Here is a 22,717-nt window from a genome sequence, read left to right as displayed (position 1 = left end):
GTCGGTAAGCGGGGCCGCGAGGCCGGCCGCAAAAAGCTACCTCCTCAGGGTGGACTGGAACGTCTCCATCGCCGATACTACGGGCCTCCCCCAGCGGATGCCGTTCAGGAGGTCCTTGACCGTCATCTCCTCAACCTTCGGGTAGTTGAGGAGCTTCTCGTAGTCCTTGGTGACGGCGTAGTTGTAATGGCCGTAGGCGACCGTTACGCCGTAGGTGAGGAGCTTGTGGGCCCGCCGGGACGAGGTGTAGACCGCCTGCCGGGGGTCGTAGACCGCGTCCGCCCCGATCCTGAAGAGCCTCACCGAGAGGTCGTAGTCGTCGAGTAAGGAGATGTCCCGGTGGCCCCCCGCCCGCTGGTACGTCTCCCTCCTCATGGCCATGTTGGAGCCGATCATGTAGCAGAAGTTGAAGGCTTTGAGGAGCTTGTAGGAGCTCCTCCAGGCCCTCAGGATCTCGGTCCTGAGGTCTCTATCCTGGAATATCACGGGACCTGTGCTCGCCTCGCGGACCTCCAGGTTCCGGCTGACCACCTCAAGCCAGACCTTGGGAAAGGCGGTGTCGGCATCGGTGAAGGCGAGGGCGCCGCCGGTGGCGGCCTGGGCGCCGTCCCTCCTCGCTCCCCCGATCCCGGGGTGGGTCTGGGAGATCACCCGGTCTGCGTACTTTTCAGCGATCTCGACGGTCGCGTCATCGGAACCCCCATCGACTACCACTATCTCGAAGTTCTCTCTTCCCAGAGATTGACTTGCAAGGGACCTCAGGGTCGCCTCTATCTCCTCCGCCTCGTTCAACGCGGGAACGATGACTGATATCATTGAACATACCTCGGACCGAATAGGTCGGATAGGCCACGAGATAAAGGGCCGAAGCCGCCGCCACCGCCAGAGATGGCTGATACAGCCGTGATGCTGCGAGGGCGAATACCACGGAGAGGGCGGCGAGTCCCCCGAGCATCAATAGGCCGTTCTTCTGTCCCACCCTGGTCACCGTGGTGGTGGTCGACCCCAGATCTTCTGCGTAATCCACTATCTGATGAGCTATAAGGGCCTCGCATCCGACTATAAAGAGAAGGATGGATATCAAGATTATCCCCCGGGATACCTCGCCTCCACAGAGGAGGAAACCCGCGAGGAAGGGGAGGGCGCCGAACATCAGGCCGTGGCTTGCGGCATCCCAGAGGTACCTCTCCTTCAGCCGGATCCGGCTGGTGGAGTAGGCGGTCATGACCACCAGGTTGATGAGGACGAAGACGGCGCCGGCGGTGCTCAGGCGGAGGGAGAGGAGGAGGGGGATGGAGATGAGGAGGAGCATCATCAGGATGACCCGCCTCTCCTCCACCCTTCCAGCCGCCAGGGGGTTCTTTCCCGAAGCCACCTTCAGGCGGTGCTGCCTATCGATATCTGCATCAAAAAAGTTGTTGACGACGAAGGCGTAGCTTATGAGAAAGAGGTACGCGATCAGAACTAATAGAACCCTGTCCGCCCCCCCTCCAGCCAGGAGAGCCCCTGCCAGGGGAAATAACGGGTAGAACTTGATCCAGTCTCCTATGCGCAGCATCTTCAGGTAATCGATCATCTCTTGTCTCTCTCCCCGGATGAAAGGACTCGATTTCCGTAATCCCTTATCTACCTTTTCGAATCTCGGCGTCCAGATCCCCGAGCCGTTCCCAAACCCCTCCGGCCGGAGCAGCCCGTCTTATCCGGGGAGAACTTATATATCTTAAACTTTAAATGTATGCGATATTATGAGGTCGTGGTATATTCTTCTCGTCCCAGCCCTCCTCATCTCCCCCCCCGCCGGAGGCGTTGACGACTACCTGGGGGTGATCGGGCCATCTGGGACGATATCTGGCGCCAACTACTCCGAATACGGCCGTGGCCTCCAGGAGTTTGTCGCCAAAGGTCCAGGAGAGCGGAACCTGTCGGCTTATCCTGAATACCTCGCGGACTTTCTGGAGAGGGATTCGGGGCTCGCCAGGGCGAACCTCAGCCACTATTCTCCGGCCTTCGAGGAGTTCATGAATATCACCGCCGGATGGAGACAGAGCCTCTCGGCTTATCCGGAGGGGCTAAGAAGGTTTCTTAATGAGAGCGAGAGCCCTTTGAGAACGAACCTCAGCCAGTACTCTCCGGCCTTAGAGGAGTTCATGAACCCCGCCCCTGGATGAGGGCAGAACCTCTCGATTTATCCGGGAGGGGCTCAGCCGGATTTTGAGCCGATAGAATAGACCCGCCGGAGCTGAGGACGGAGGCGGATCTGAGCCGAGAGGGGGATCCCAGGGGCCCACCCCCATAATCCTCCCCAGCCCGAAGATTTTTGGGCCCAGCAGCCCAGCGATCCAGTCCTCAGCCAACCTTTCCCTCCAGCGCCTCCATCCTCGCCCTCATCAGGCGGAGCCTCTCCTCCAGGGCGATCATCTCCAGCTCCAGGAGCCGGATCTGATCCTCCACCGGGGGCCTCTCCTCGGGGGAGGGGGGGCTCTCCGACCCTTCCTCTCGGAGGAGGTAGCTTCCGCCCTCGATGACGATCCCCAGGCCGCAGATGAGGGCCGAAGCCACCTTCTTTCTCCCGCTCCGAAGGTCGTTCCAGAGGGCCTTCCGGGAGACCCCGACGTAGAGGGAAGCCTCTTGCTGCTGAAGATCCAGAAAGTCGACGAGGCGGATCGCCTCCAGCTCCTCCAGGGTGACCTTCACCTCCACCCCCTCCGCCCCCCCCACCGGCTCAAAGCGCCTCGTTTCGGGGATCTCCGTGATCCATCGCGGGCCGCGACGCCTCCCTCTCCTCGGGCTCATGGAAGGTCGTATATGGGATGATATATATGAAAATTTCTCCCCTTTAGGGAAATGATTAAATATTAGATCTCATAAGAGAATTATTTGCAGCCTCTGGCTGGACGGCGTCTCGGCCGCCCTCCCAGAGGAAGGAGGTGAATAATAAATGCCAGGTGGAGATGGAACGGGCCCTGCCGGATTCGGACCGCGGACCGGGAGGGGCATGGGATACTGCTCGGGGTTCGAAGCCCCAGGATACGCGAGAGGAGGCTATGGAAGGCCCTTTGGGTCCGGCAGAGGTGGCATCCGCGGCCGCGGCCGGGGCCTATGCTTCTGGTACAGGATGCCGACGCCCCTTGCTTCCCTAGGGCCTTATCCGCCGGGGGCCCCATCCCCTGAGGTGGAGATGGCAGATCTGGAAGTGATGGCGGAGAGCCTCGAGGCCCAGCTGAAGAGCATAAAGGCCAGGATAGAGGAGCTGAAACCCCAGAAGTGACCTCTTCCAGGGCCTCATCGTTCTTTTTTTCTCCTGTTATTTTTGTTGACTGGGATATTGATGGACATAGCCCCCAGACCGAGGGAAAGGGCCCCTCTGATTCCGTCGTTTCTGCCACAGGATAGAGATCACCTCACTACTTCGAATATTATCTCTAAGAGTACCACCACCAGGGGTATTATGACGATCAATACGATATGCAGGATCTCGTAGATGCCAAAGGGCCATTGACACATATCATCTATTTGCCTCTGAATATCGATTATGGCTCTCAGACAGATGATGTTCTGCCTCGTTGGGTTCTTAAGGGCTTCCTGGGCTGTTGATCTCAATATCGCCGAGAAGGTGCCCAAATTGTCCCTTTTGGCCTTAGTCATCATTCTATGAATTATATATTGAGATAGGATGAAGTATAAAAGTAAGATGACGGCGAAACTGGAGAACCAGATTATGCTCAGCTTATCCGTCAATCTACTGGGGGTAGTCATATAGAAAATCCCCCAGGACAGATAGACGCTGATGGCACAGATCGTCAGCTCGGAGTAGAGCAGACCCTTGAAATGGACGTGCCTTGATATCAACGAATTTATATTAAGCGGAATTTTACTTAATGAATATATAGCTGAAAGAGTTGCTGCCAATAGATACAGTCCGGCTCCCATGAAATAATGGACGCCGTAATATACGTATTGTATAAAAATATATGAGTGAGGATTTCGATTAACTCATTTCCAGAGCACTTTTTATCCCTAAATCCAATTATCAGGATCATTTTTCCCTGCCAGGCTCCAAATTTTCTCAGTTTGCGTTCTTTTCTCAACGATTTTAGATAGCATCCGCTATTCTCAAATTACATTCTCCTTTTTTAGTGTATATAACTGATACAGATTGTATGAGATGGCTGCAACTATCATTTTACCATAAACTCGTTTCAGAGTAGTAACAAGAACCCTGCCAGCTCCAAAGACCCGTTTTATAACCGCGAAGGGCCTTTCTCCAGGTGATCTCAGCTTGCTTATCAGCCGATTCCGTTCATTTTCGAGATCATCCAACGGCCTTTCTGTCGTCCTTCTCTTCATGGTGAAATCTTCACCCCTCGCAGGCACGCCAAAATATCCCTTATCTCTCAGCACCACCTCTCCCGGGACAGAAAGATCGACCCTGCTATCGTGAACTTTTGCCGTTGTCGTATCTATCTCACGGATCAGTGCATAGTCTATATCTACTTTAGAATGAAGTTTATATCCAAAATGAAACTCATCACCCTTCTTGGTCCATGTGCCATCTCTGCTTCGGCGAGTTTTAGCCTGATCCTCCCGTGGTTTTTTCGATGAACCAGGATCAGCTTCGATGAACGTGGCATCCTGGATCGTTCCACGTTTCACAGTTAGTCCCTTAGAATACAATTGACGTCTGAACTCATCCCAGACTCGATCGTGCGTTCCTGTCTCTATCATCCGCTCCTTGAAAAGCCATATCGTGCTAGAATCAGGAACCTGCTCCGGAAAACCAAGAAATCCCATAAACGATACTCGATCCTTGATCTGTCTCACAACTTCAAGATCGTTTAGACCGTACCACTCCTCAAGTATCAGAATTCTAAACATCATCAGGACGTCGCAATTAGGCCGGCCACCTTTCTCGCTTTTGTTTTTGTACATCTCCTCAAGTAGCTCGCGAATGGGCTTCCAGTCTATGATATCAACTATCTGCAAGAGCCGGTTCCCAGATTTCTGGTTACTGTAAACTTCTCGGAAAGCCCAGGCTGCAAATGTATTCATGATACTTAATTATTAGTAATACTATTTAAATATTGCTATGGTTAGGTTTTTCGAAATCCTCGAGTAGGCGGATTCGTACGAGTATCCAAGGTCGTCCAGATGGAAAACATGAGCCAAGACGTTCATAAGGAGGCCCATTAATATCATTTTTTTATCATCAAATATTCTGGCCTTCAGCCCCCTCCAAAGGATCCGGATCTCCTCCTGCGGCAGGTCGACAATTTCTAATAAAACTTTTTCTATTGTATTCAGCTTATTTTTTGCCCAAATAATAATTATCGTCTGTTGGGCCAGTAGAATGGAGAGGATTAAAGAAGATATGAAATATGTTGAAGATTTTTCGAAATATGCTATAAATACATTAGAAACTAACAGATATGCTACCGCGAATATCGTCCACCCCCAGTAATGGCGGACTGGCAGAAGAGAAACGATCCTTTCGATGTGGATCTCCTTTCCATCGGATCGGTTGATCGAAGGCCCCTCGGTCCAAGATTCCTCTTCATTAAAAGGAGAAAAGTCCTTCATGAAGATTCCTCCTGTAGGTCCTATGTAAACTTATTAATGGATAAGGATTTCGACCCACAGGTTGTATGAGAAATTTTAGATACTATTTATAGTAATTCCGAATCCCGCGCCGTTTGAAGCATTATAAAAAATTTCTTAAATGAATCGAGCTGCCGGTGAAAGTAAATCTGGAGGATGGCTCAAGGCGGATATCTCCCTCAGCACAGCCCTCCCGGGCCCTGGCCGGATCGGCGGGCAGGCCTCCAGCCCCCACCCTGGTATCCCGTCTAAAGACCACCGTGGAGATGGCCCGGGTCATGAACCTTCAGAGCCGGTCGAAGAGCTCCTCATCCCGCCTCTTCGATACCTCCCAGGCGAACTCCTCCAACGAGGCGTATCCTCCTGCCTTTATCTCCGCCATCACCCCGTCCTTCACCTTCAGGGTCACCCTCTCTCCTCCGGCGGAGAAGGTCGCCTCCGCCCTCCCCAGGTCGACGGTTTCGATGTTCCCCTTCCCCATGGTGCAGCCGGTGGATATCTGGATCCCGTCGACGAGGCAGGAGATGGGGGGGGGTCGTCCCGGTCCTGACCGTGGCCCCGATCTCTTTATGGCCGGATGATCCGAGGTCTTTCAGGGCCAAAAGCCCCATCCTGATCCCCAAGACCAGGAAGGGGCCCAGATGTCCGTGGAACTCGGTCCCGCGCTCTATCAGCTCCTTCAGGGGGACGTTCTCCGGATCGATGGTCTTCATCTCCAAAATGATCACCATTATTACAGATTCTCTTACAAATATCGCTTTTATATGGCTAGATATTTAACTGTTGTTCCGGTTGCCATCAAACTATCCCTTCCCTCAGGGGATGGGATCTCTTGCATCTTGAATCAGTAGATATTGCCCTTGATATGGGAGGAACGAATAGCGAAGAGGCGGCTTTATAACTTATATCAATAGATGGAAATATGAATAGCTGTGAAAATAATCATAGCTAAATTGGTTATAGTCATAATCTATCGAAATCCTTATTACGATCTGCGATATTCTCTTCAGCCTCTGAAATGGGACGCCGGATGTGATGCTGATATCATGGGGGCGGTTTACCGGGTCTTGCCACCCTCTTCCGCCTCCCTAGATCGGAGGGCATTCCCTGGATATTGCCTCCATATCTTCCATCCGATTCCCGATGGAGGGAGCGATTGAGCATAATTGACCTTGAAGGGATCTATACAGCGTACGAGGGCGGGGATAAGCCGGTGATAAGGGGGTTATCCCTATCGGTTAAGTCGGGGGAGTACTTGGTGATCGGAGGGCCCAACAGCGCCGGCAAGACGACTCTGCTGGAGTCTATCAACGCCCTTGTCAGGATCACCCACGGGAGCGCGACCGTCTGCGGCCTCGATCTCCGACGCTACGGAAACGAAGTCAGAAGGAAGGTTGGCTACGTCATCCAGAACTTTTACTTCGACCCCTTCACCCCCTTCACCGTTGAGGAGGTGGTGATGATGGGCAGGTATGGGAAGATGGGCCTTTTGAAGAGGCCTTCGAGGTCAGACCGGGAGGCGGCCTCCGAGGCGATCCGCCTCCTGGGGATAGAGGATCTCGCCTCCAAGACGATAGGTACCCTAAGCGGGGGCCAGCAGCAGAAGACGATGATCGCCCACAACATCGCCAAGGAGCCCGAGGTTCTGATGCTCGACGAGCCCTTCAGCAACCTCGACTTCAGCGCGAGGGAGTACCTCCAGGGGGTCTTCAAATCCGTTGCCAAAAAAGGGACCCCCATCCTCCTGGTATCCCACGCCTTCGATGGCCTCCCCGACATCCGGGTCCACCTGGTGGTGATGAATAAAGGCCGGATCACCTACGACGGCATATGCGAGGCGGGAGAGGTGGAGTCGATCATCAGGAAGGAGAGCGGCGGGGGGCTCAGATGCTCGAGTTTCTGATCGAGAACAACGTCGTCTGCAGGGCAGTCGAGGCGATGGTCTTCGCCTCCGTAGCCTGCAGCATCCTCGGAGTCATCATCTCCAGGATGAACCTCTCCTCCATAGGGTTCACCATGTCCCACGCCGCCTTCGCCGGGGCCGCCATCGGGATGTTCCTGGAGATCAACCCCCAGATGGCGGCGATAATCTTCAGCGTCGGAGTCGCCGCCCTGATTGGCCCTGTCTCCGACAAGGCGAAGATGGCTGCCGACGCCACCCTGGGGGTCCTCTTCGCCATGTCGATGGCGGTGGCCATATTCCTCGTCTCCTTCATGCAGTATTCGGGGAGGGGCCTCTCGGCGGGGAACCTCCTCTTCGGAAACGTCATCTCCCTTTACCGGGAAGATATATACGCCCTTGCCGCCGTATCGGCCCTCACCATCATATTCGTTCTGGCGTTCTACAAAGAGATAACCGCCATAATGTTCAATATGAAGATCGCCGAGGCGGCCGGCGTCCGGGTGAAGCTGGTATATTACATCCTCCTCTTCATCGTCGCCATATCCGTATCATTGACCCTCAACATCGTCGGGGGGCTTCTGATATTCGTTCTGTTGGTTACCCCCGCCTCCACGGCGGGTCAGTTCTGCTTCAACGTCAGGAGCATGTTCGTTGCAGCACCCCTCGTCGCCCTATCGATCAGCGCCTTCGGCGTCTGGGCCGGGTTTGAGTACACCCTCCCCATCGCCCCCCTGGTGGCCCTCCTCCTCACCTCCGCCTTCGGAGTATCTGTCCTCGTCTCCTTCAAGAGGCGGATCAACTACAAAAAAGATTAAAAAATGTTACTGACACCGTGGGAGGGAGGGAACATCATATAAAAATATATTCAATCGTTGTGAAAGATACAAAATTGTTAAATATATCGTAATACTAAAAAGCCATCATGTATTCAAAGAGATCCTGGTGCCTGATCATGCTGATCCTGGCGATCTTTCTGATCGCTCCATCCATCGCAGATCAGGCCCCGGAGAAGATGAAGATCGTAGCTACCACCAGCGTTCTCATGGACCCGGCCACCTTCATCGGCGGCGAGAGGGTCGAGGCGATATCCATCGCCGACCCGACCCTCTGCCCCCACCTCCAGGCGGATATCATCCCCAACCGGATACAGCTGAATATGGCCTTCATCAGGGACGCCGACGTCTTCATGGCCTACAACGACAACAACGACAAGAACTTCAACATCCCCGCCGTCGAGAACTTCATGGCGGCGAACAACTTCGGAGCCGTCAAATGGAAGAAGGTCTCCGATCCCTCCCGGGGCTGGAACACCCCGACGACCGCCAAGCTCCTGGCGGCGGAGGTATTGGGTTGGCTGATCGAGGAAGATCCGGCGGGGGAGGCATATTATCAAGGGCGTTACGATGAATATCTGATGACCTTCGACGCCGTGGAGCCCACGGAGACAGAGAGGTCTCGCCTGCAGGAGACGAAAGTCATCGTCATGCTCTGGCAGAGGGAGCCGGTCGAGAACTGGCTGGGGATGGAGGTCGTCAACTTCTTCGCCCCTGAGTTCGCCATGAACGGGACCAAGACCGCCGACAAGATCGTCGACGAGATCATCGCCACCCCTGAGAAGTATCAGGACGTCGCCTATGTCATCGAGAATATGCAGTCCGGGGAGCTGGCAAAGGGGATCGAAGAGGCGCTCCGGGACAGGGGAATAAACGCGGAGAGGGTCATATTCACCAACTTCCCTCGATCGGTATCAGGGGTCAATACGATAGCAGAGGTCCTCGACTACAATAAGAACCTGGTCCTCTGAAGATCGAAAGCGAAAAAAGGCTTCATGATCTATGCCGCCTCAAACCCCGGGCGGCCTTTTCTATTATTTGCCTCCCCTGATGGACATATCAGAAGCCCAGGCTTCACCGCCGCCTTGATAGCAATACATATTTAAGCTTAAATATCTATTTAGTAACACTAAGAGGATATATATGAGAGACGACATCAGAAGGATTTCATCTATCCTTCTCCTGGCCCTCCTCCTGGTCGCCTTTACAGGCGTCTCGGCAGGATCAGGGGAAACGGTATTGAAGATCGGAACGCCCAACGTCATCAAGTCCCCAAGCGTTGTCGGTGACACTTTCATGAGCCTATTTGCCCATCTATCCAACCCGCCCTTGATGAAGATGGACCCCAGCGGTCTGGTGGTGGGTCAGACGGCGGAGAGCTATGAGGTCTCGGAGGATGGGAAAACCTGGCGTTTCCAGATCCGAGATGACCTCTATTGGAGCGATGGGGAGAAGTTGACCCCTGAGGACGTGAGGTTCACCTTCGAGTACCTAGGGGAGAAATATCCTCCCGCAGGATGGATCAAGGACACCGTGGAGGAGATCGCCGTGGAGGGGGATGCGGTCGTCTTTGCCTTAAACAAGCCCTACTCCCGCCTCAACCTGGAGTTTGCCACCTACAACATCCTCCCGGAGCACGTCTGGAAGGATGTCGAAGATCCCATGGTCCATGTGGATGAGGGTCCCGTGGTGGGCTTCGGTCCCTTCGTCATCTCCAGGACCGACCTTGCTGCAGGCGTCCTATACTTCGAGAAAAATCCCTACTGGGAAGGCGAGGCCGCAAAGATTGGGGGGGTGGAGATCCACATGTATGCAAATATGGACGTCCTCTCCATGGCCCTGATGAAGGGGGATGTGGATGCATACTACAAGTATGCGGGCACCTATCCCTACGCCAACCTCGCCGCCCTCGATAGCGCCGGAGGCTTCGACGTGGTGGAGACGGACAACACCGGCCTCATCTTCCTCGGCCTCAACCTGAGAGAGGCCCCCATGTCCGACCCCGCCTTCCGGGAGGCTCTCGCCAGCGCTATAGACTACCAGGAGATTCTTAAGCTGGACGCTCTCGACTACGGCTCCGTCCCCAACCGGGGATTTGTGCCCCCCAGCATGGGATACTTCAAGGAGACGGAAAAGCTCATCTACGACGCCGAGGAGGCTCGAAGATTGCTGGAGGAGGCCGGCTACACGGACGTCAATGGGGACGGGTTCCTGGAGACCCCAGACGGAGAGATGATCGACCTCACCTTCCTGACCCGGGCAGACTACCAGCGGATAACGGAGCTGCTCCAGGAGTACCTCGCCGATATTGGGATCAAGACGGGGATAAAGACGGCAGACCAGAGTACCTGGATAACGATGAAGGACGATTACCAGTACGATCTGACCGTCACCCGCACCACCCCCTGGGGGATGATGATGCACGCCAACTGGGGGACGGGATACTTCGACTCCCGGCGGACCGGTGAGGGGGTCCTCCACGTCCTGGACGATCCGTCTTTCCACCAGATCTGTGATGACATCCTGGCCGCCACCAGCGGGGAGGAGCTGGAGATGTACGCCCACCAGGTTCAGGACTACTACGCAGAGAACCTTCCCGGGATCGCCCTCTACTGGAACAAGGTGGAGACGCCTTACAACTCCCGCTGGCAGGAATGGGTTTCAGACCCCCTCTATGGGATATACAACCTGGACAACTTCCTGAACGTGGAGAGGGCTTGAGGAGATGAGCCGGTGGAGGGACCTCTGGAGGGAATATGTAAAATCCACCAGCTACCAGCGGATACTGCAGGAGCGGGGGATCACAAACGACCAGTTCTGGAGGGAGTACGCCCCCGTCTATGAGGAGGTTCTGGCGCGGTCCGGATATCCGGGGGAGATCCTGGAGAGGGTCTCTTCCCTCATCCCCCCCGGAAGCTCTCTCCTGGATGTCGGGGCGGGGACCGGGGCCTTCGCCATACCCTTGGCACCGAGGATGCGAAGGGTTCTGGCCCTGGACCCTTCCACCCATCAGCTGAGGGTTCTGGAAGAGAAGGCCCGCTCCAGAGGGATATATAACATCGAGATCATCAGCTCCCGCTGGGGGGAGGTCGATCCCCGTCAGCTGGTTGATCTGGATTTTTCCCTTGCCGCCTACAGCATCTTCGAGGAGGACGTTTACTCTTTTCTAAAAAAGATGATAGATGTATCCTCCAGAGGGGTGCTCCTGGTCTTCAGGGCAGGAAGGATGGACCCCCTCCAGGAGTTCGTTTATGGTCCGAGGCTACAGGTGGATTACTCCTGTCTGATTCAGATCCTGGAGGAGATGGGTTACGATTTCCAGGTGGAGATCTTCTCCCGGGATTACGTATTGCCCCTCCATTGCATCCTTCACGGGCTCTGTTCATCTGCCAGGAGCCCGGAAGAGATCATGCGCTATCTTGAGGATGGGGGGAGGATCGCCGCCCCTCAGAAGGGGTCATCGATGGACGGGATCGCCGAAGGAGAAGAGCCCTGGGTCAGGGTCAAGAGCGATGACGCCCTCCTCTACAGGCTGGGGTGACTCTGACGTTTCTGCGAACCCAAGACTTCTCACAGGCGGAAGGCCATCTCATCCCCTATGGAGGATTCAGGGGGGGGGAGGGTCATCAGGTCCGGAACAATCCGGGACCTCTAACGGTTAAATAGATTCTGCGAAATGGATCCTGAAATGCTGAGGGAGGGATTACGGGCATGGTCTATAAGGTCAAGCTGGCCAGGTACTTTCTCGCCCTCTTCCTGATCCTCTCCCTCAACTTCGCCATCCCGCGGATGATGCCTGGGGACACCATGACGAACCTCCTGGGAGAGGACGTCGTATACTTCTCGGGGGCCGCCGCCGAAGCCATGCGGGAGAAGATGGGCCTCGACCAGCCCCTCTCCACCCAGTACATAGGCTACATGAAGGCCCTCGGACGGCTGGACCTCGGCTATTCCTATCACTTCCGCTCTCCGGTGACAGACCTTCTTTGGAGCAGGATGCGGTGGACCCTGTTGTTGGTCTTGCCCTCCATCGTCATGGGGGCCCTTTTGGGGACGTACCTCGGGGCCCTCGCCGGCTGGGACGAGGGGAGGGGGTCCCGGAGGCTTCAGACCCTGGCCGCCATCGCCATCTACAGCTCCCCTCCCTACTTCATATCCCTGGTGGCGGTTTATATCCTGGGCTTTAAGCTGGGTTGGTTTCCCCTGAAGGGGGTCTACCTCACCGGAGACCCCCTGAACGTCCTCCATCACCTATTTCTTCCCGTCTTCATCATGACCCTCTTTGCCGCCTCCAGAAACTTCATGATCATGAGGGGGAGCGTCATCCAGGAGAAGAGGTCCCTCTACGTCTCTTACGCCAGGGCCAAGGGTCTCTATCGGGACGAGATCCTCTTCGCCTCCGTCTTCAAGAACGCCATCCTCCCGATCATAACCCTCATAGCCCTCGACTTCGGCTTCATATTCAGCGGCGCCCTCTTCATAGAGATAGTCTTCTCCATGAACGGGATGGGGCTATTGATCTACGATGCGGTCCTCTGCCGGGACTACCCCGTCCTCCAGGGAGCCATGCTGATCATAACGGTGATGGTGATCATCGCTAACATCCTGGCGGACCTGATATACGGAGTCGTAGACCCCAGGGTCAGATCCGGGGGAGGCGGAGGATGGTAATTCCCGGACCCTTCGGCAGGGCCGGGGCGGTCGCCAGCCCCATGAGATGGATCGGCGTGTTGTTGCTTACGGGATTTCTGGCGGCGGCGATCCTCGCTCCGGTGATCTCTCCGGCCGACCCCAGGGCGCGGTTCGACCCTTACCAGCCCCCCTCCTGGAGCCGCCCTCTGGGAACCAACGATATGGGCAACGACCTCCTCTCGGAGCTCCTCCACGGGTCCAGGATCTCCATATCCGTCGGGTTTGGCGCAGCCCTTCTGGCCACCCTCCTGGGGACGATGGTGGGGCTCGTCGCCGGGTACTATCGGGGTTGGGCCGACGAGGTGCTGATGGGGCTGACGGATGTCGTCCTGATGATACCCCAGATCCCCCTGATAATAACCCTGGCCGCCTTCCTCCGCCCCAGCTTCTGGATGATCGCCCTCTTGATGGGGCTTTTATGGTGGCCCTCCATGGCCCGGGTGGTCAGGTCCCGGGCGATCCAGGTGAGGGAGATGAGCTTTGTGGAGGCGGCCCGGTGCCTCGGCTTTCCCCACCGCCACATAATCCTGACGGACGTCCTCCCCAACACCGTCCACGTCATCCTCCCCAAGTTCATGCTCACCGTCGCCTCGGCGATGATCGCGGAGGCGTCCATAAGCTTTCTGGGGCTTGTGGACCCCACAGCCCGGAGCTGGGGGACGACCATCAGCTTCGCCTTCGCCAGAGGTGGATTCATCAACGGCTACTGGTGGTGGTACCTCCCGCCGGGGATCTGCATAACCCTCTTCGTCCTCTCTCTGGTCCTGATGAGCATGGACCTGGAAAAGGAAGAGGTGCATGCCGGAATGAAGGGGTGAGATGCTGTTTGGAGGATGCTGTTTGGAGGGGTGGCCGGCATCTTTGACGGATTCACGGGTACGAGCTGATCTTGGCTGGAGGCATTAACAGATCTAGGGTGGAAGAGATGGCATCGAGCAGTTCGGCTGTAAACGGTGATGGTGAGAGGAGAGGGGTGTCGCGTCCCGGTGAGAAGCTCCAAGGGGAGGCGCTCCTCTCCATCCGCGGGCTCTCTGTGAAGTTTCCCACGGAGGCTGGGACGGTCCATGCCGCTGTGGATGTGAGCCTGGATATCAGAAGGGAGGAGACCCTGGCCCTGGTGGGGGAGACAGGATGCGGAAAATCGGTGGTTGCAGCCTCGGTACTTCAGCTCCTCCCCAGCTATGCGGAGGTAAAGGGGGAGATCTTCTTTGGGGGGCGCGACCTCCTGGGGCTGGGGGAGAGGGAGATGGCGAGAGTCCGGGGGAGGGAGATCTCGATGATATTCCAGAATCCGTCCCTCTCCCTTAACCCCGTCTACACCATAGGCCATCAGGTAGCAGAATCGGCCCTCATAGGCGGCCGGGCCTCACCGGCCGGGGCGCGGTCTATGGCGGATTCGATCCTATCGAGGCTGGGGCTCGCAGGCCGGGGGGGGATGTACCCCTTCCAGCTCTCCGGGGGGATGAACCAGCGGGCGATGATAGCCGCCGCCGGGGTGGCGGGGCCCAGGCTGATCATCGCCGATGAGCCGACGAAGGGGCTGGATCAGGAGCTGGTCTGGGAGGTCTGCCGGGAGATCGATATCATAAAGGATCTGAACCGCTCGTCGATGCTCCTGATAACTCACGACCTGGAGGTGGCCCGCAGGACAGCCGATCGATTGGCGGTGATGTACGCCGGGGAGGTGGTGGAGACGGGGCCGGTGGCCGACGTCCTGGAGCGGCCCCGCCACCCTTACTCTCTGGCCCTCCTCAAGTCCCTCCCTGGGCAGGGGTTTCATCCCATCCCCGGCTCCTCCCCCTCGGCGGTCCGCCGACCCCCGGGCTGTCTCTTCCATCCCCGGTGCTCCTGGGCTGAGCCGGGCTGCAGATCGGGGCCGCCGCCCCTGAGGTCCGACGGCAGGAGATGGTGGAGGTGCTGGGAACGCTGTTGAGGGGGGTGGGGATAGGCAAGGCCTTCTCCAGGGGGATCGTCCGGAGGAGGACGAGGGTCGTCCTGGAGGATGTGACCCTGGAGATCGGGGAGGGGAGGACCCTGGGGCTGGTGGGGCCGTCGGGCTCCGGGAAGACCACCCTCGCCCGGATCGTAGCCGGGCTCGAGACCCCCACCGCCGGCCGGGTCCTCTATAGAGGCCGGGACCTCCGGGATCTGAGGGGCGGGGAGCGGAAGGCTTTCCGCCGGAGGGTCCAGATGATATTTCAGGATCCTGAGGGCTCCCTCAACCCGAGAAAGACCATCAGGAGAAGCCTAGAGGAGGTGCTGGACCTGAGGGGTGTCCAGGGGGGCGGGAGGCAAGAGGTTCGGGAGGTCCTGGAGGTGGTGGGCATGGAGGCGGAGGTCCTGGACCGCCTCCCCTCGCAGCTCTCCGGGGGGCAGAACCAGAGGATAGCCCTGGCAAGGGCCCTCATATTGGAGCCGGAGGTCCTCGTCCTCGACGAGCCGACGTCGGCCCTCGACGTCTCCGTCCAGGCCCAGATCCTCCACCTCCTCCGGGATCTCCAGAGGGAGAGGGGGATCGGCTACCTCCTCATCTCCCACCATCCCGAGGTGGTGGGCTTCTTGGCCCAGGAGGTGGCGCTCCTCCGGGGAGGGCGACTTCTCCGCATCGAGGGCGGAGAGGAGGGGAAGGCCGGGAGGTGACCTCACCCCCTCCGATGGCAGAAGGGCCCGCTACCTTCAGGAGGCGGTATAGAAGCTCTCGCTATCCTCTTCGGGAATACCCGCCAGCCGGCCGTCGCCCTTCTCTACCGCCGGATAGAGGAAGACTCCGCCCTGATCGAGGTCGAAGTCTTCACCCAGGAACCTTTCGATGTACTCCTGGTGGATCGCCTCGGGGTCGAGGTCGGCGAAGACCTCGGGGAGGAAGGCCTTTGCCATGTAGGCGGCGCCGATGAGGCCGCCGGTGGCGTCATTTCTGAAGGAGCCGCTCCCGAGGTAGACCCTTCCATCCTTCACCGCCCTCATCTCGGCGAGCTCCGGCCGGCTGGTGAAGGCGTCCCTTGCTGCTCTGATCCCCGCAGGGTCGGTGGCATCGTAGCCGTTCGCCGGTTCCAGGGAGAGGCCGCTGTAGGTGTGGGCTACCAGATGGAGGTATATGAAGTCGGGGTCCGACTCTATCACCCACTCCGGATCGACCTGGATGTTGTAGGAAGATCCGAAGAACTCGGGGAGGTCCTCCGCCATCACCCTGACGCCGGTGAGGACCGCCATCTGGGTGAGGGTGTCGATCATGGAGTAGGTCCGGAAGGTCCCGGTGTCCAGGTGGGCGTAAGGGTAGGCAGAGATGAGGACCTTCGGCCGTTCTTCTTCGGGGACTCCGGCTGCCCTGGATCTTATCTCCTCCACCCATCCGAGGTTCCAGCGGATGAACTCCTCCGCCCTCTCCTCCTCGTCGAGGATGTAGCCGAGCTTCCTCACCCCGTCGACGTACTTCGAGCCTGCGGGGTCGCTTATATCCGGGAAGTAGAGGCCGAGGAAGACGACGTCCACCCCGGGAAGGTTATCGGCCTTGGTCTTGATGTTCATGGGCGAGAAGGTGAGGAGGAGGTCCGGGTCTGTGCTGAGGACCGCCTCGTAGTCCGGCTCGTTCATCTGGCCGACGTTCTTCCTCCTGGCGAGGTCCGGGAACTGTGCCTCGCTCTTGGCGACGGCGTAGTCGACCCCCACCACCTTATCCTTTGAGTTGAGGATGGAGACGAGCTCCGCGTTGTCCAGGTACTCGACGACGATCCTCTCCACGGGCTTGTGGACGGCGACGGGCTCGCCGTTTCCGTCCAAGATGTTGAGGACCGTCTCCTCTCCGGCGATGATCGCCTCGATCTGGGCTATGTCCTCCTCGTCGATGGCGCCGTCTCGATTGGCGTCGGCGAGATCGGTCTTCTCGTATCTGCCGTCTATGATCCCCCGGACGTGCTCTATGTCAAGCTGGTCTATGGTATCATCCATGTTGGTGTTGCCGAAGATCCCCAGGGCCGCGGACGCCGGCATCGCTGCCAGCGCCAGGGCGACAAAGACGATACCAAACCCATCGATCGGAAGCTTCAGGGTCATTCAGGCCACCGCCGGATAGTAGTAGGTGTTCTTACTCGCGACCTCCTTTGAGATCCCCATCATCTCCAGGTACTCCAGGTGGGCCTCTCTCGGGTTGAGGTCCTGGAAGATCTCCGGGTAGAACCACTTCGCCAGGAGGAGGAGCGCCGAAGGATAGTTGGGAGTGACGGCGTGATCGTTGGTGATGATGTAGACCCGGTCGTTCTTAACGGCGTCGACGCCGTCGAACCCAGGAAGGCCTTTGATCTGATCGGAGTAGGCCCTCAGGAGGGAGTCGTCCTCGTTCTCGTAGGGCCTAACCCCAGCTCCCATGGCCCTGCCGACGATCACCTCCGGGTTCTCTTCCAGGACCCACTCCGTCTCGATCTCGCCGTACTCATTGTCGGTATCCATGTAGAGGGGTAGGTGGCCAGCGGCGATGTTCACCCCGCCCGCCAGCTCAATGAGGTTTCCTGCCGGGTGGTTCTTTCCGATGGCGGTCCTGGAGGAGATCGTCTCGGACCCCTCCGGGGTGGACTCCAGGTAGACCCTCACCCTCTCCCCTTCAGGGATTGCGGAGGTCCTGGCCTCCACGGGACCGACGTACCTGTCGTGCCACTCCTGGTATCTTGCGGCCTCGTCCCTCGCGTCCAGGAGGTATCCGAGGATCGATACGCCGTCCCTGATGGAGTCGATCCCGCAGGGACCCCCTCCGGCGCAGTCGATCCGGAGGATGGGGATCTTCGAGGGGAGCTCCGCTTCCAGGTCCTCCTTGGTCGGGTAGAAGGTGTAGGCTATTATCAGATCAGGATCCACGGAGATGATCGCCTCGATGTCCAAGTCGACACCGCTTCCGATGTTCTTCTTCTTGCTGATCTGCGGGAACCTGTTCTCCTGCGTCTCGAAGGTGTCTCTAACCCCGGCCACCCTATCGTCGGCGTTCAGGATCTGGAGGATCTCTGCGCACTGGTGGTTGTAGATGACGATCCTCTCCACCGGCACCTTTACTGAGACGCTGTTACCGTCGGAGTCGATCACCTTGATCTCCGCTGCCGTGCCGTCGATGATCTCCTCTGTCAGCCTTATGTCCTCTTCGTCGACATTGCCATCGCCGTTGACGTCGGCGAGATCCGTCATCCTTTCCGTCCCGTCGATGATGCCGCGGGCGTATTCGATATCTCTCTCGTCGATGACGTCGTCCATGTTGGCGTTGCCGTAGATGTGGAGGGTGAAATCGGCTGCCGATATCCCCACCATCAGGCATAGCGCCAAGATTGATGCCAGCATCTTCCCTTTCATAACCGATCCTCCGCGTCTCCAGGGGTTCGATCTTATTGGAGACATTATTCGCAATTAGTGACACTAGTTTCATATTAAGTTATCTTTTTTGCTATAAAGAGATTATTGAATATAATTCATTCAGATGAATGAAATAAGTCACGGCATGATCCTCCTGCAAATACAGCGGATATATATCTTTTATATTTGATAAATCCGTGGACGAGTTGAAAGCTCACGGATTCGTCAGATATATGGTCAATTATCTTATAACAAATTGATTTAAGTCTCGTATTGTTATACCAAATCCAAAACTTATATATCCTAATTCGCCAATCCGGAAGATCCAGTGAGAATGGCCTCTGGGCCTTCCCCCAAGGGGAGCGGCTCATAGAGGAGGAGGAGTTCCTTTGAAGATATCTCGATATATGGCCAGGATCGCCCTCTGCCTTCTTCTGGCGATCCCCGCCCTGGGGGCGCCGGTGGAGCTGGAAGACGACCTGGGGCGGACTGTCATCATAGACCAGCCCTGCCAGAAGGTCGTCTTTCTGGTGGAGAACGCCCTCAACACCTACTATTCGATAGCTGATCCCGAGACGGTCCTCGCCATAGGCGACAACATCTGGAAGAGGGAGCTGAAAGAGGATTTCTTCCGGGCGGTGGACCCGAAGTTCGACGATAAGGTGAGGATCGGCTTCGATTCCGGCCTCGTCAGCCTCGAGACCCTGGCGGCCGAGGGGCCGGACCTCGTCGTCCTCTGGGCGACGTCCCCGGAGGACGAGAACCTGAAGGCGATCACGGAGACCCTGGGGATACCCGTCTACGCCGTCTTCATAACCTCCATCGAGGACATGTACAAACAGGTGAGGGAGATGGGGACCATCTCCGGGAGGGCTGACAGGGCCGCCGAGGTGGAGGCCATCATGAAGAGCTACGTGGAAGAGGTCACCTCGGCAACGGAGGGGATATCCGACGAGGATAGGCCGAAGGTCTACTGGATGTGGAGCGACGTCCTGGGGACCGCCGGGAGGGAGAGCGGCTTTGACGACCTGATATACCAGGCTGGCGGGATCAACGTGATGAACTTCTGGGAGAACGATGCGAGCCGGATGGAGCACCCCACCGTCCCCCTGGAGACCCTGATCAGCCTCAACCCCGACGTCATATACATGTGGTACAACGAGAAGCTGGACCCCGAGGACGTCATCAGCGGGACGGAGTTCGCGGGCTGGAAGGATATAAACGCCGTCAAGAACGGGAGGGTCTACGAGATCGAGAACCCCTTCCTCTTCGACGCCTTCTCTCCCCGGATGCCCATGGCCCTGATGCACCTCGCCAGGAACATCCAGCCCGAGCTCTTCGCCGATATGAGCATAGACGAGAGGCTCGACGGCTTCTTTGGGGAGATGTACTCGGTCCACTATCCCGGATACGCCGCTCTATAGGTGGCGCTGATGAATATCGATTATGGACGGCGCAAATTGGACGCAGTCCATAATTATTCTTTTATCGGAAAGAGGGTCCTCGTCCTCCTCTTCCTCCTGATGCCGATCCCGGCCTTCCTGATATCGATGACCATCGGGACCTTTCCTATAACAACGGGGGAGATTGCGGGGGTGATCGTCTCACGGATCGGGATGGATATGGGACACCCCTCCGTATACGAGACGGTGATATTCCAGGTGAGGCTCCCCAGGGTCCTCCTGTCGATGATGGTCGGCTCCGCCTTATCGGCCTCCGGGGCTGCCTTTCAGGGGATCTTCCGAAATCCCCTCGTCGACCCATACATCCTCGGCCTCTCCTCCGGGGCTGCCTTCGGGGCTGCCCTCTCCCTGGGGGTGGTCTCCTGGATTCCGGTGCAGCTTTCCGCTTTCATCTTCAGCCTCCTCGCCGTGGCCGTCGCCTGCTCCATGGCTAGGACCGAAGGGAGGACTCCGGTCGTCTCTCTGGTCTTATCAGGAGTGATCGTCTCGGCGGTCTTCTCGTCCCTCCTGGCCATCGTCCAGATAGCCGTCGACGAGAGGGCTCTCCAGAGCATAGTCTACTGGATGATGGGGAGCATGAACACCGCGAGCTGGTCGAAGCTTGAAAGCTCTTTTCCCCTCGCCCTCCTGGGGTGTCTAGGCATCCTCTCCCTCCGTTGGAGGCTGAACGTCCTCGCCCTGGGGGATGAGGAGGCCCGGTCGGTGGGGATGGACCCTGAAAGGTACAAGGGCATTTTTGTAATCTCTGCCGCCCTCGCCTCCTCCTCGGCCGTGGCGGTGGCAGGGATCATCGGCCTATTGGGTCTTATAGTCCCCCATATCCTCCGGATGATCTTCGGGCCGGATCACAGGACCCTCATACCCCTCTCCATAACCTTCGGGGCGACCTTCATGGTCCTGGTCGACGACCTGGCCCGGGCTGCCCTCGGATTTGAGGTCCCCGTAGGGATCATCACCACCCTCATCGGGGCTCCCTTCTTCGCATATCTCCTGAGACGGACCAGGGCGGGGGGATGGGAATGAGCGGCATAGAGGTGCGGGATCTGAGCTTCGGCTACAACGGGATGCCGATCCTCGCCGGGATAGACCTCTCCATAGATCGGGGGTCGAAGGTGACCCTCCTGGGGCCGAACGGCTGCGGCAAGACCACCCTTCTCAAGACGATAAACCGCCTCCTGAAGCCAGCCTCGGGGTCGGTGGTCATCGACGGAAAGATCGCCTCCCAGATGGGGGCGAGGGAGCTGGCGCAGGTTATCGGATACGTCCCCCAGGGGCACCGATCTTCCTTTCCCTTCACCTCCTTCGAGATAGTCCTCACCGGGAGGCTCCCCCACATCTCCAACTTCTCGTCCCCCGGGGCCAGGGACTTCGAGGTGGCCCGCCGAGCCCTGGAGCTGGTGGGGGCGGGCCATCTCTCGGACCGGCCCTACACCCAGATCAGCGGCGGAGAGAGGCAGATGGTGATGATCGCCAGGTCCCTCGCCCAGGAGCCGAGGTTCCTCCTCCTGGACGAGCCGACGTCTTACCTGGACTTCAAAAATCAGGTGAGGGTCCTCAAGACCGTCACCTCTATAGCCGCAACCGAGGGGGTGACGGTGATAATGACCCTCCATGACCCAAACCACGCCCTCGCCTACTCCGACCGGGTGGTCCTGATGCGACGCCTCCCGAAGGGAGGAGATGGGGCAGTACATCATCCGGCTTTGAGGAGAGACGCCCCCTCCGGGGGGAACGTGGTGGCTTACGGCCGCCCCGAAGAGGTGATGACCCCAGAGAATATAGAGGATGCCTACGGGATGAAGGTGGAGATCCTCGAGATCGACGGCCGCAGGATCATCCTCCCCCTTTAGATCCGGGGGAGGAAGGGGACTGATGATCGTTATATCATAAGGGATGTGAAAAAGGATGAAAGTTCTGGTATGCGGAAAAGGCGGGAGCGGCAAGAGCACCGTTGCGGCGCTCCTGGCGAAGAGCATGGCAAAGAGAGGATTCAACGTTCTGGTGGTGGACAGCGACGAGTCGAACTACGGCCTCCACCGGCAGCTGGGGATGGAGCTTCCGTCCACCCTCATGGACCACTTCGGGGGAAAGAAGGAGATGATGGGGAAGATGAGAAGGTCCTTCGCCGGGGGCGAGGAGGCCTCCCTCTTCGACGAAAAGTGGACCTTCGCCTCCATCCCCGCCGAGGCGACGACGGAGAAGGACGGGATCAGGCTTCTCGCCATCGGGAAGATCCACGACTTCGGGGAGGGGTGCGCCTGTCCCATGGGGGCCCTCTCCAGAAAGTTCCTCGACAACCTCGCAGTGGGGAATAAGGAGATGGTGATCGTCGACACCGAGGCGGGGATAGAGCACTTCGGCCGCGGGATCGAGGCGGGGTGCGACGCCATTCTGGCGGTCCTGGACCCCTCCTACGAATCCCTCCTCTTATCGAAGAAGATCGCCGAGATCTCCAAGAAGATAAATAAGCCCCTCTACTTCGTCCTCAACCGAGTCGATGAGGAGCGGAAAGCCGCCATGCTCGAGTTTCTGGAGAAAGAGAGGGTGGCGGCGGCGATCCCCGAGAAGAAGGAGATCTTCAGGGCGGGGCTCGCAGGTGACGAGTTCGACTTTGCAGTTGCGGAGGTGGAGGGGCTCGCGGACCTGCTGACCGGCTAGGGTACGATCCGCCGGGGGGCCTCCCCCGTCTTTTTAATCCTAATTTATTATATTTACTGCCATAAAATCCGACCGGCCCCCGATGGGCGATGGATCAGCTCACAGAAATACCCGGTCTCTTGCCTCGCCTCCTCGGGAGATGAGAACACCGTATCCGTCCAGGCGAGATCGCCGCAGGCTGCCCACCGGGATCTTTCCATTCGCCCCAGCGTAATAATCTCCGAGATACCATGAGACGATCCGAG

Annotated in this window: 24 protein-coding genes; 15 read left to right on the top strand and 9 right to left on the bottom strand. The window is 57.8% G+C overall.

Annotated features, from left to right (window positions below; genetic code table 11):
• Positions 1-36 precede the first annotated feature (36 nt).
• Together MHAR_RS05425 and MHAR_RS12450 are read right to left on the bottom strand one after the other, a co-directional pair.
• Positions 37-792 (bottom strand): glycosyltransferase, encoded by a 756-nt coding sequence (locus tag MHAR_RS05425; RefSeq protein ID WP_187287855.1) that lies wholly within the window; start codon positions 790-792, stop codon positions 37-39.
• Positions 689-1,576, bottom strand: coding sequence for a UbiA family prenyltransferase (locus MHAR_RS12450; protein WP_014586606.1), 888 nt, complete (start codon positions 1,574-1,576; stop codon positions 689-691). Before MHAR_RS12450 ends, MHAR_RS05425 begins: the two co-directional genes overlap by 104 nt.
• Before the next feature lie 169 nt (positions 1,577-1,745).
• On the opposite strand from MHAR_RS12450, the gene MHAR_RS05420 reads away from it, so the two are divergent.
• Positions 1,746-2,168 (top strand): hypothetical protein, encoded by a 423-nt coding sequence (locus MHAR_RS05420; RefSeq protein WP_014586605.1) that lies wholly within the window; start codon positions 1,746-1,748, stop codon positions 2,166-2,168.
• 178 nt (positions 2,169-2,346) lie between these two features.
• Here the strand turns inward: MHAR_RS05420 and MHAR_RS05415 are convergent, their stop codons facing one another.
• Positions 2,347-2,793, bottom strand: coding sequence for a DUF134 domain-containing protein (locus MHAR_RS05415; RefSeq protein WP_081472276.1), 447 nt, complete (start codon positions 2,791-2,793; stop codon positions 2,347-2,349).
• 145 nt (positions 2,794-2,938) lie between these two features.
• Between MHAR_RS05415 and MHAR_RS05410 the strand changes: the two genes are divergently transcribed.
• The gene (locus MHAR_RS05410) at positions 2,939-3,268 is read left to right on the top strand and encodes a DUF5320 domain-containing protein (RefSeq protein WP_014586603.1); all 330 of its coding nucleotides are present in this window, start codon (positions 2,939-2,941) and stop codon (positions 3,266-3,268) included.
• Between the two features lie 128 nt (positions 3,269-3,396).
• On the opposite strand, the gene MHAR_RS13305 is transcribed toward MHAR_RS05410, so the two are convergent.
• The 4 genes from MHAR_RS13305 to MHAR_RS14055 form a co-directional block, all read right to left on the bottom strand.
• Positions 3,397-3,648: a hypothetical protein gene (locus MHAR_RS13305; protein ID WP_143763296.1), complete on the bottom strand. Its 252-nt coding sequence runs from the start codon at positions 3,646-3,648 to the stop codon at positions 3,397-3,399.
• 465 nt (positions 3,649-4,113) lie between these two features.
• Positions 4,114-5,049, bottom strand: a complete 936-nt coding sequence (locus MHAR_RS05400) for an IS5 family transposase (protein ID WP_014586601.1) — start codon at positions 5,047-5,049, stop codon at positions 4,114-4,116.
• Between the two features lie 21 nt (positions 5,050-5,070).
• The gene (locus MHAR_RS05395; protein WP_048144399.1) at positions 5,071-5,577 is read right to left on the bottom strand and encodes a hypothetical protein; all 507 of its coding nucleotides are present in this window, start codon (positions 5,575-5,577) and stop codon (positions 5,071-5,073) included.
• 304 nt (positions 5,578-5,881) lie between these two features.
• Entirely contained in the window at positions 5,882-6,076 is a 195-nt protein-coding gene (locus MHAR_RS14055) for a hypothetical protein (protein WP_014586600.1), read from the bottom strand.
• A gap of 675 nt (positions 6,077-6,751) precedes the next feature.
• Here MHAR_RS14055 and MHAR_RS05385 point away from each other — a divergent pair.
• From MHAR_RS05385 to MHAR_RS05345, 9 genes are all read left to right on the top strand, one after another.
• The gene (locus MHAR_RS05385) at positions 6,752-7,498 is read left to right on the top strand and encodes a metal ABC transporter ATP-binding protein (RefSeq protein WP_014586599.1); all 747 of its coding nucleotides are present in this window, start codon (positions 6,752-6,754) and stop codon (positions 7,496-7,498) included.
• Positions 7,483-8,313 carry a metal ABC transporter permease gene (locus tag MHAR_RS05380; protein ID WP_014586598.1) on the top strand — a complete coding sequence of 277 codons (831 nt, stop codon included), beginning with the start codon at positions 7,483-7,485 and terminating at the stop codon, positions 8,311-8,313. The genes MHAR_RS05385 and MHAR_RS05380 overlap by 16 nt, the downstream gene beginning before the upstream one ends.
• 107 nt (positions 8,314-8,420) lie before the next feature.
• Positions 8,421-9,302 (top strand): metal ABC transporter substrate-binding protein, encoded by an 882-nt coding sequence (locus tag MHAR_RS05375; protein ID WP_014586597.1) that lies wholly within the window; start codon positions 8,421-8,423, stop codon positions 9,300-9,302.
• A 172-nt stretch (positions 9,303-9,474) separates the two neighbouring features.
• Positions 9,475-11,052 (top strand): ABC transporter substrate-binding protein, encoded by a 1,578-nt coding sequence (locus tag MHAR_RS05370; RefSeq protein ID WP_014586596.1) that lies wholly within the window; start codon positions 9,475-9,477, stop codon positions 11,050-11,052.
• A gap of 4 nt (positions 11,053-11,056) precedes the next feature.
• The gene (locus MHAR_RS05365; RefSeq protein WP_014586595.1) at positions 11,057-11,872 is read left to right on the top strand and encodes a methyltransferase domain-containing protein; all 816 of its coding nucleotides are present in this window, start codon (positions 11,057-11,059) and stop codon (positions 11,870-11,872) included.
• A gap of 170 nt (positions 11,873-12,042) precedes the next feature.
• Entirely contained in the window at positions 12,043-13,002 is a 960-nt protein-coding gene (locus MHAR_RS05360; RefSeq protein ID WP_014586594.1) for an ABC transporter permease, read from the top strand.
• The gene (locus MHAR_RS05355; protein WP_014586593.1) at positions 12,996-13,841 is read left to right on the top strand and encodes an ABC transporter permease; all 846 of its coding nucleotides are present in this window, start codon (positions 12,996-12,998) and stop codon (positions 13,839-13,841) included. Before MHAR_RS05360 ends, MHAR_RS05355 begins: the two co-directional genes overlap by 7 nt.
• A 107-nt stretch (positions 13,842-13,948) precedes the next feature.
• Complete coding sequence (locus tag MHAR_RS05350) at positions 13,949-14,956, top strand: ABC transporter ATP-binding protein (RefSeq protein ID WP_143763295.1); 1,008 nt, start codon at positions 13,949-13,951, stop codon at positions 14,954-14,956.
• A complete protein-coding gene (locus MHAR_RS05345; protein WP_143763294.1) occupies positions 14,929-15,663 on the top strand; it encodes an ABC transporter ATP-binding protein in 735 nt (244 codons plus the stop codon). The genes MHAR_RS05350 and MHAR_RS05345 overlap by 28 nt, the downstream gene beginning before the upstream one ends.
• Positions 15,664-15,699: 36 nt before the next feature.
• On the opposite strand, the gene MHAR_RS05340 is transcribed toward MHAR_RS05345, so the two are convergent.
• Together MHAR_RS05340 and MHAR_RS05335 are read right to left on the bottom strand one after the other, a co-directional pair.
• Positions 15,700-17,073: an ABC transporter substrate-binding protein gene (locus tag MHAR_RS05340; RefSeq protein WP_014586590.1), complete on the bottom strand. Its 1,374-nt coding sequence runs from the start codon at positions 17,071-17,073 to the stop codon at positions 15,700-15,702.
• On the bottom strand, positions 17,074-18,351 hold the full coding sequence (locus MHAR_RS05335) for an ABC transporter substrate-binding protein (RefSeq protein ID WP_014586589.1): 1,278 nt from the start codon (positions 18,349-18,351) through the stop codon (positions 17,074-17,076). It lies immediately after the preceding gene.
• Positions 18,352-18,740: 389 nt separating this feature from the next.
• Here MHAR_RS05335 and MHAR_RS05330 point away from each other — a divergent pair, with 389 nt between their 5' ends.
• Genes MHAR_RS05330 through MHAR_RS05315 form a run of 4 tightly spaced genes read left to right on the top strand, consistent with a single transcriptional unit; the run spans position 18,741 to position 22,472 of the window.
• Positions 18,741-19,775, top strand: coding sequence for an ABC transporter substrate-binding protein (locus MHAR_RS05330; protein WP_014586588.1), 1,035 nt, complete (start codon positions 18,741-18,743; stop codon positions 19,773-19,775).
• A 9-nt stretch (positions 19,776-19,784) separates the two neighbouring features.
• Positions 19,785-20,837, top strand: a complete 1,053-nt coding sequence (locus tag MHAR_RS05325; RefSeq protein ID WP_014586587.1) for a FecCD family ABC transporter permease — start codon at positions 19,785-19,787, stop codon at positions 20,835-20,837.
• Positions 20,834-21,664 (top strand): ABC transporter ATP-binding protein, encoded by an 831-nt coding sequence (locus MHAR_RS05320; protein ID WP_014586586.1) that lies wholly within the window; start codon positions 20,834-20,836, stop codon positions 21,662-21,664. Before MHAR_RS05325 ends, MHAR_RS05320 begins: the two co-directional genes overlap by 4 nt.
• A gap of 55 nt (positions 21,665-21,719) precedes the next feature.
• Complete coding sequence (locus MHAR_RS05315) at positions 21,720-22,472, top strand: ATP-binding protein (RefSeq protein ID WP_014586585.1); 753 nt, start codon at positions 21,720-21,722, stop codon at positions 22,470-22,472.
• Positions 22,473-22,717 lie beyond the last annotated feature (245 nt).

The organism is Methanothrix harundinacea 6Ac, assembly GCF_000235565.1.
Lineage (GTDB): Archaea > Halobacteriota > Methanosarcinia > Methanotrichales > Methanotrichaceae > Methanocrinis > Methanocrinis harundinaceus.
The sequence above is the reverse complement of the archived record's forward strand: the minus strand, read 5'-3'. Positions and strand labels throughout refer to the sequence as shown.

Excerpts from the sequence above, each read along its gene's own strand:
- MHAR_RS05370 (WP_014586596.1), top strand. The coding sequence starts at position 9,475 with ATGAGAGACGACATCAGAAGGATTTCATCTATCCTTCTCCTGGCCCTC.
- MHAR_RS12450 (WP_014586606.1), bottom strand. The coding sequence starts at position 1,576 with ATGATCGATTACCTGAAGATGCTGCGCATAGGAGACTGGATCAAGTTC.
- MHAR_RS13305 (WP_143763296.1), bottom strand. The coding sequence starts at position 3,648 with ATGATGACTAAGGCCAAAAGGGACAATTTGGGCACCTTCTCGGCGATA.
- MHAR_RS05375 (WP_014586597.1), top strand. The coding sequence starts at position 8,421 with ATGTATTCAAAGAGATCCTGGTGCCTGATCATGCTGATCCTGGCGATC.
- MHAR_RS05380 (WP_014586598.1), top strand. The coding sequence starts at position 7,483 with ATGCTCGAGTTTCTGATCGAGAACAACGTCGTCTGCAGGGCAGTCGAG.
- MHAR_RS05410 (WP_014586603.1), top strand. The coding sequence starts at position 2,939 with ATGCCAGGTGGAGATGGAACGGGCCCTGCCGGATTCGGACCGCGGACC.
- MHAR_RS05335 (WP_014586589.1), bottom strand. The coding sequence starts at position 18,351 with ATGAAAGGGAAGATGCTGGCATCAATCTTGGCGCTATGCCTGATGGTG.
- MHAR_RS05415 (WP_081472276.1), bottom strand. The coding sequence starts at position 2,793 with ATGAGCCCGAGGAGAGGGAGGCGTCGCGGCCCGCGATGGATCACGGAG.
- MHAR_RS05315 (WP_014586585.1), top strand. The coding sequence starts at position 21,720 with ATGAAAGTTCTGGTATGCGGAAAAGGCGGGAGCGGCAAGAGCACCGTT.
- MHAR_RS05420 (WP_014586605.1), top strand. The coding sequence starts at position 1,746 with ATGAGGTCGTGGTATATTCTTCTCGTCCCAGCCCTCCTCATCTCCCCC.
- MHAR_RS14055 (WP_014586600.1), bottom strand. The coding sequence starts at position 6,076 with ATGGGGAAGGGGAACATCGAAACCGTCGACCTGGGGAGGGCGGAGGCG.
- MHAR_RS05350 (WP_143763295.1), top strand. The coding sequence starts at position 13,949 with ATGGCATCGAGCAGTTCGGCTGTAAACGGTGATGGTGAGAGGAGAGGG.
- MHAR_RS05345 (WP_143763294.1), top strand. The coding sequence starts at position 14,929 with ATGGTGGAGGTGCTGGGAACGCTGTTGAGGGGGGTGGGGATAGGCAAG.
- MHAR_RS05365 (WP_014586595.1), top strand. The coding sequence starts at position 11,057 with ATGAGCCGGTGGAGGGACCTCTGGAGGGAATATGTAAAATCCACCAGC.
- MHAR_RS05320 (WP_014586586.1), top strand. The coding sequence starts at position 20,834 with ATGAGCGGCATAGAGGTGCGGGATCTGAGCTTCGGCTACAACGGGATG.
- MHAR_RS05360 (WP_014586594.1), top strand. The coding sequence starts at position 12,043 with ATGGTCTATAAGGTCAAGCTGGCCAGGTACTTTCTCGCCCTCTTCCTG.
- MHAR_RS05355 (WP_014586593.1), top strand. The coding sequence starts at position 12,996 with ATGGTAATTCCCGGACCCTTCGGCAGGGCCGGGGCGGTCGCCAGCCCC.
- MHAR_RS05325 (WP_014586587.1), top strand. The coding sequence starts at position 19,785 with ATGAATATCGATTATGGACGGCGCAAATTGGACGCAGTCCATAATTAT.
- MHAR_RS05395 (WP_048144399.1), bottom strand. The coding sequence starts at position 5,577 with ATGAAGGACTTTTCTCCTTTTAATGAAGAGGAATCTTGGACCGAGGGG.
- MHAR_RS05400 (WP_014586601.1), bottom strand. The coding sequence starts at position 5,049 with ATGAATACATTTGCAGCCTGGGCTTTCCGAGAAGTTTACAGTAACCAG.
- MHAR_RS05340 (WP_014586590.1), bottom strand. The coding sequence starts at position 17,073 with ATGACCCTGAAGCTTCCGATCGATGGGTTTGGTATCGTCTTTGTCGCC.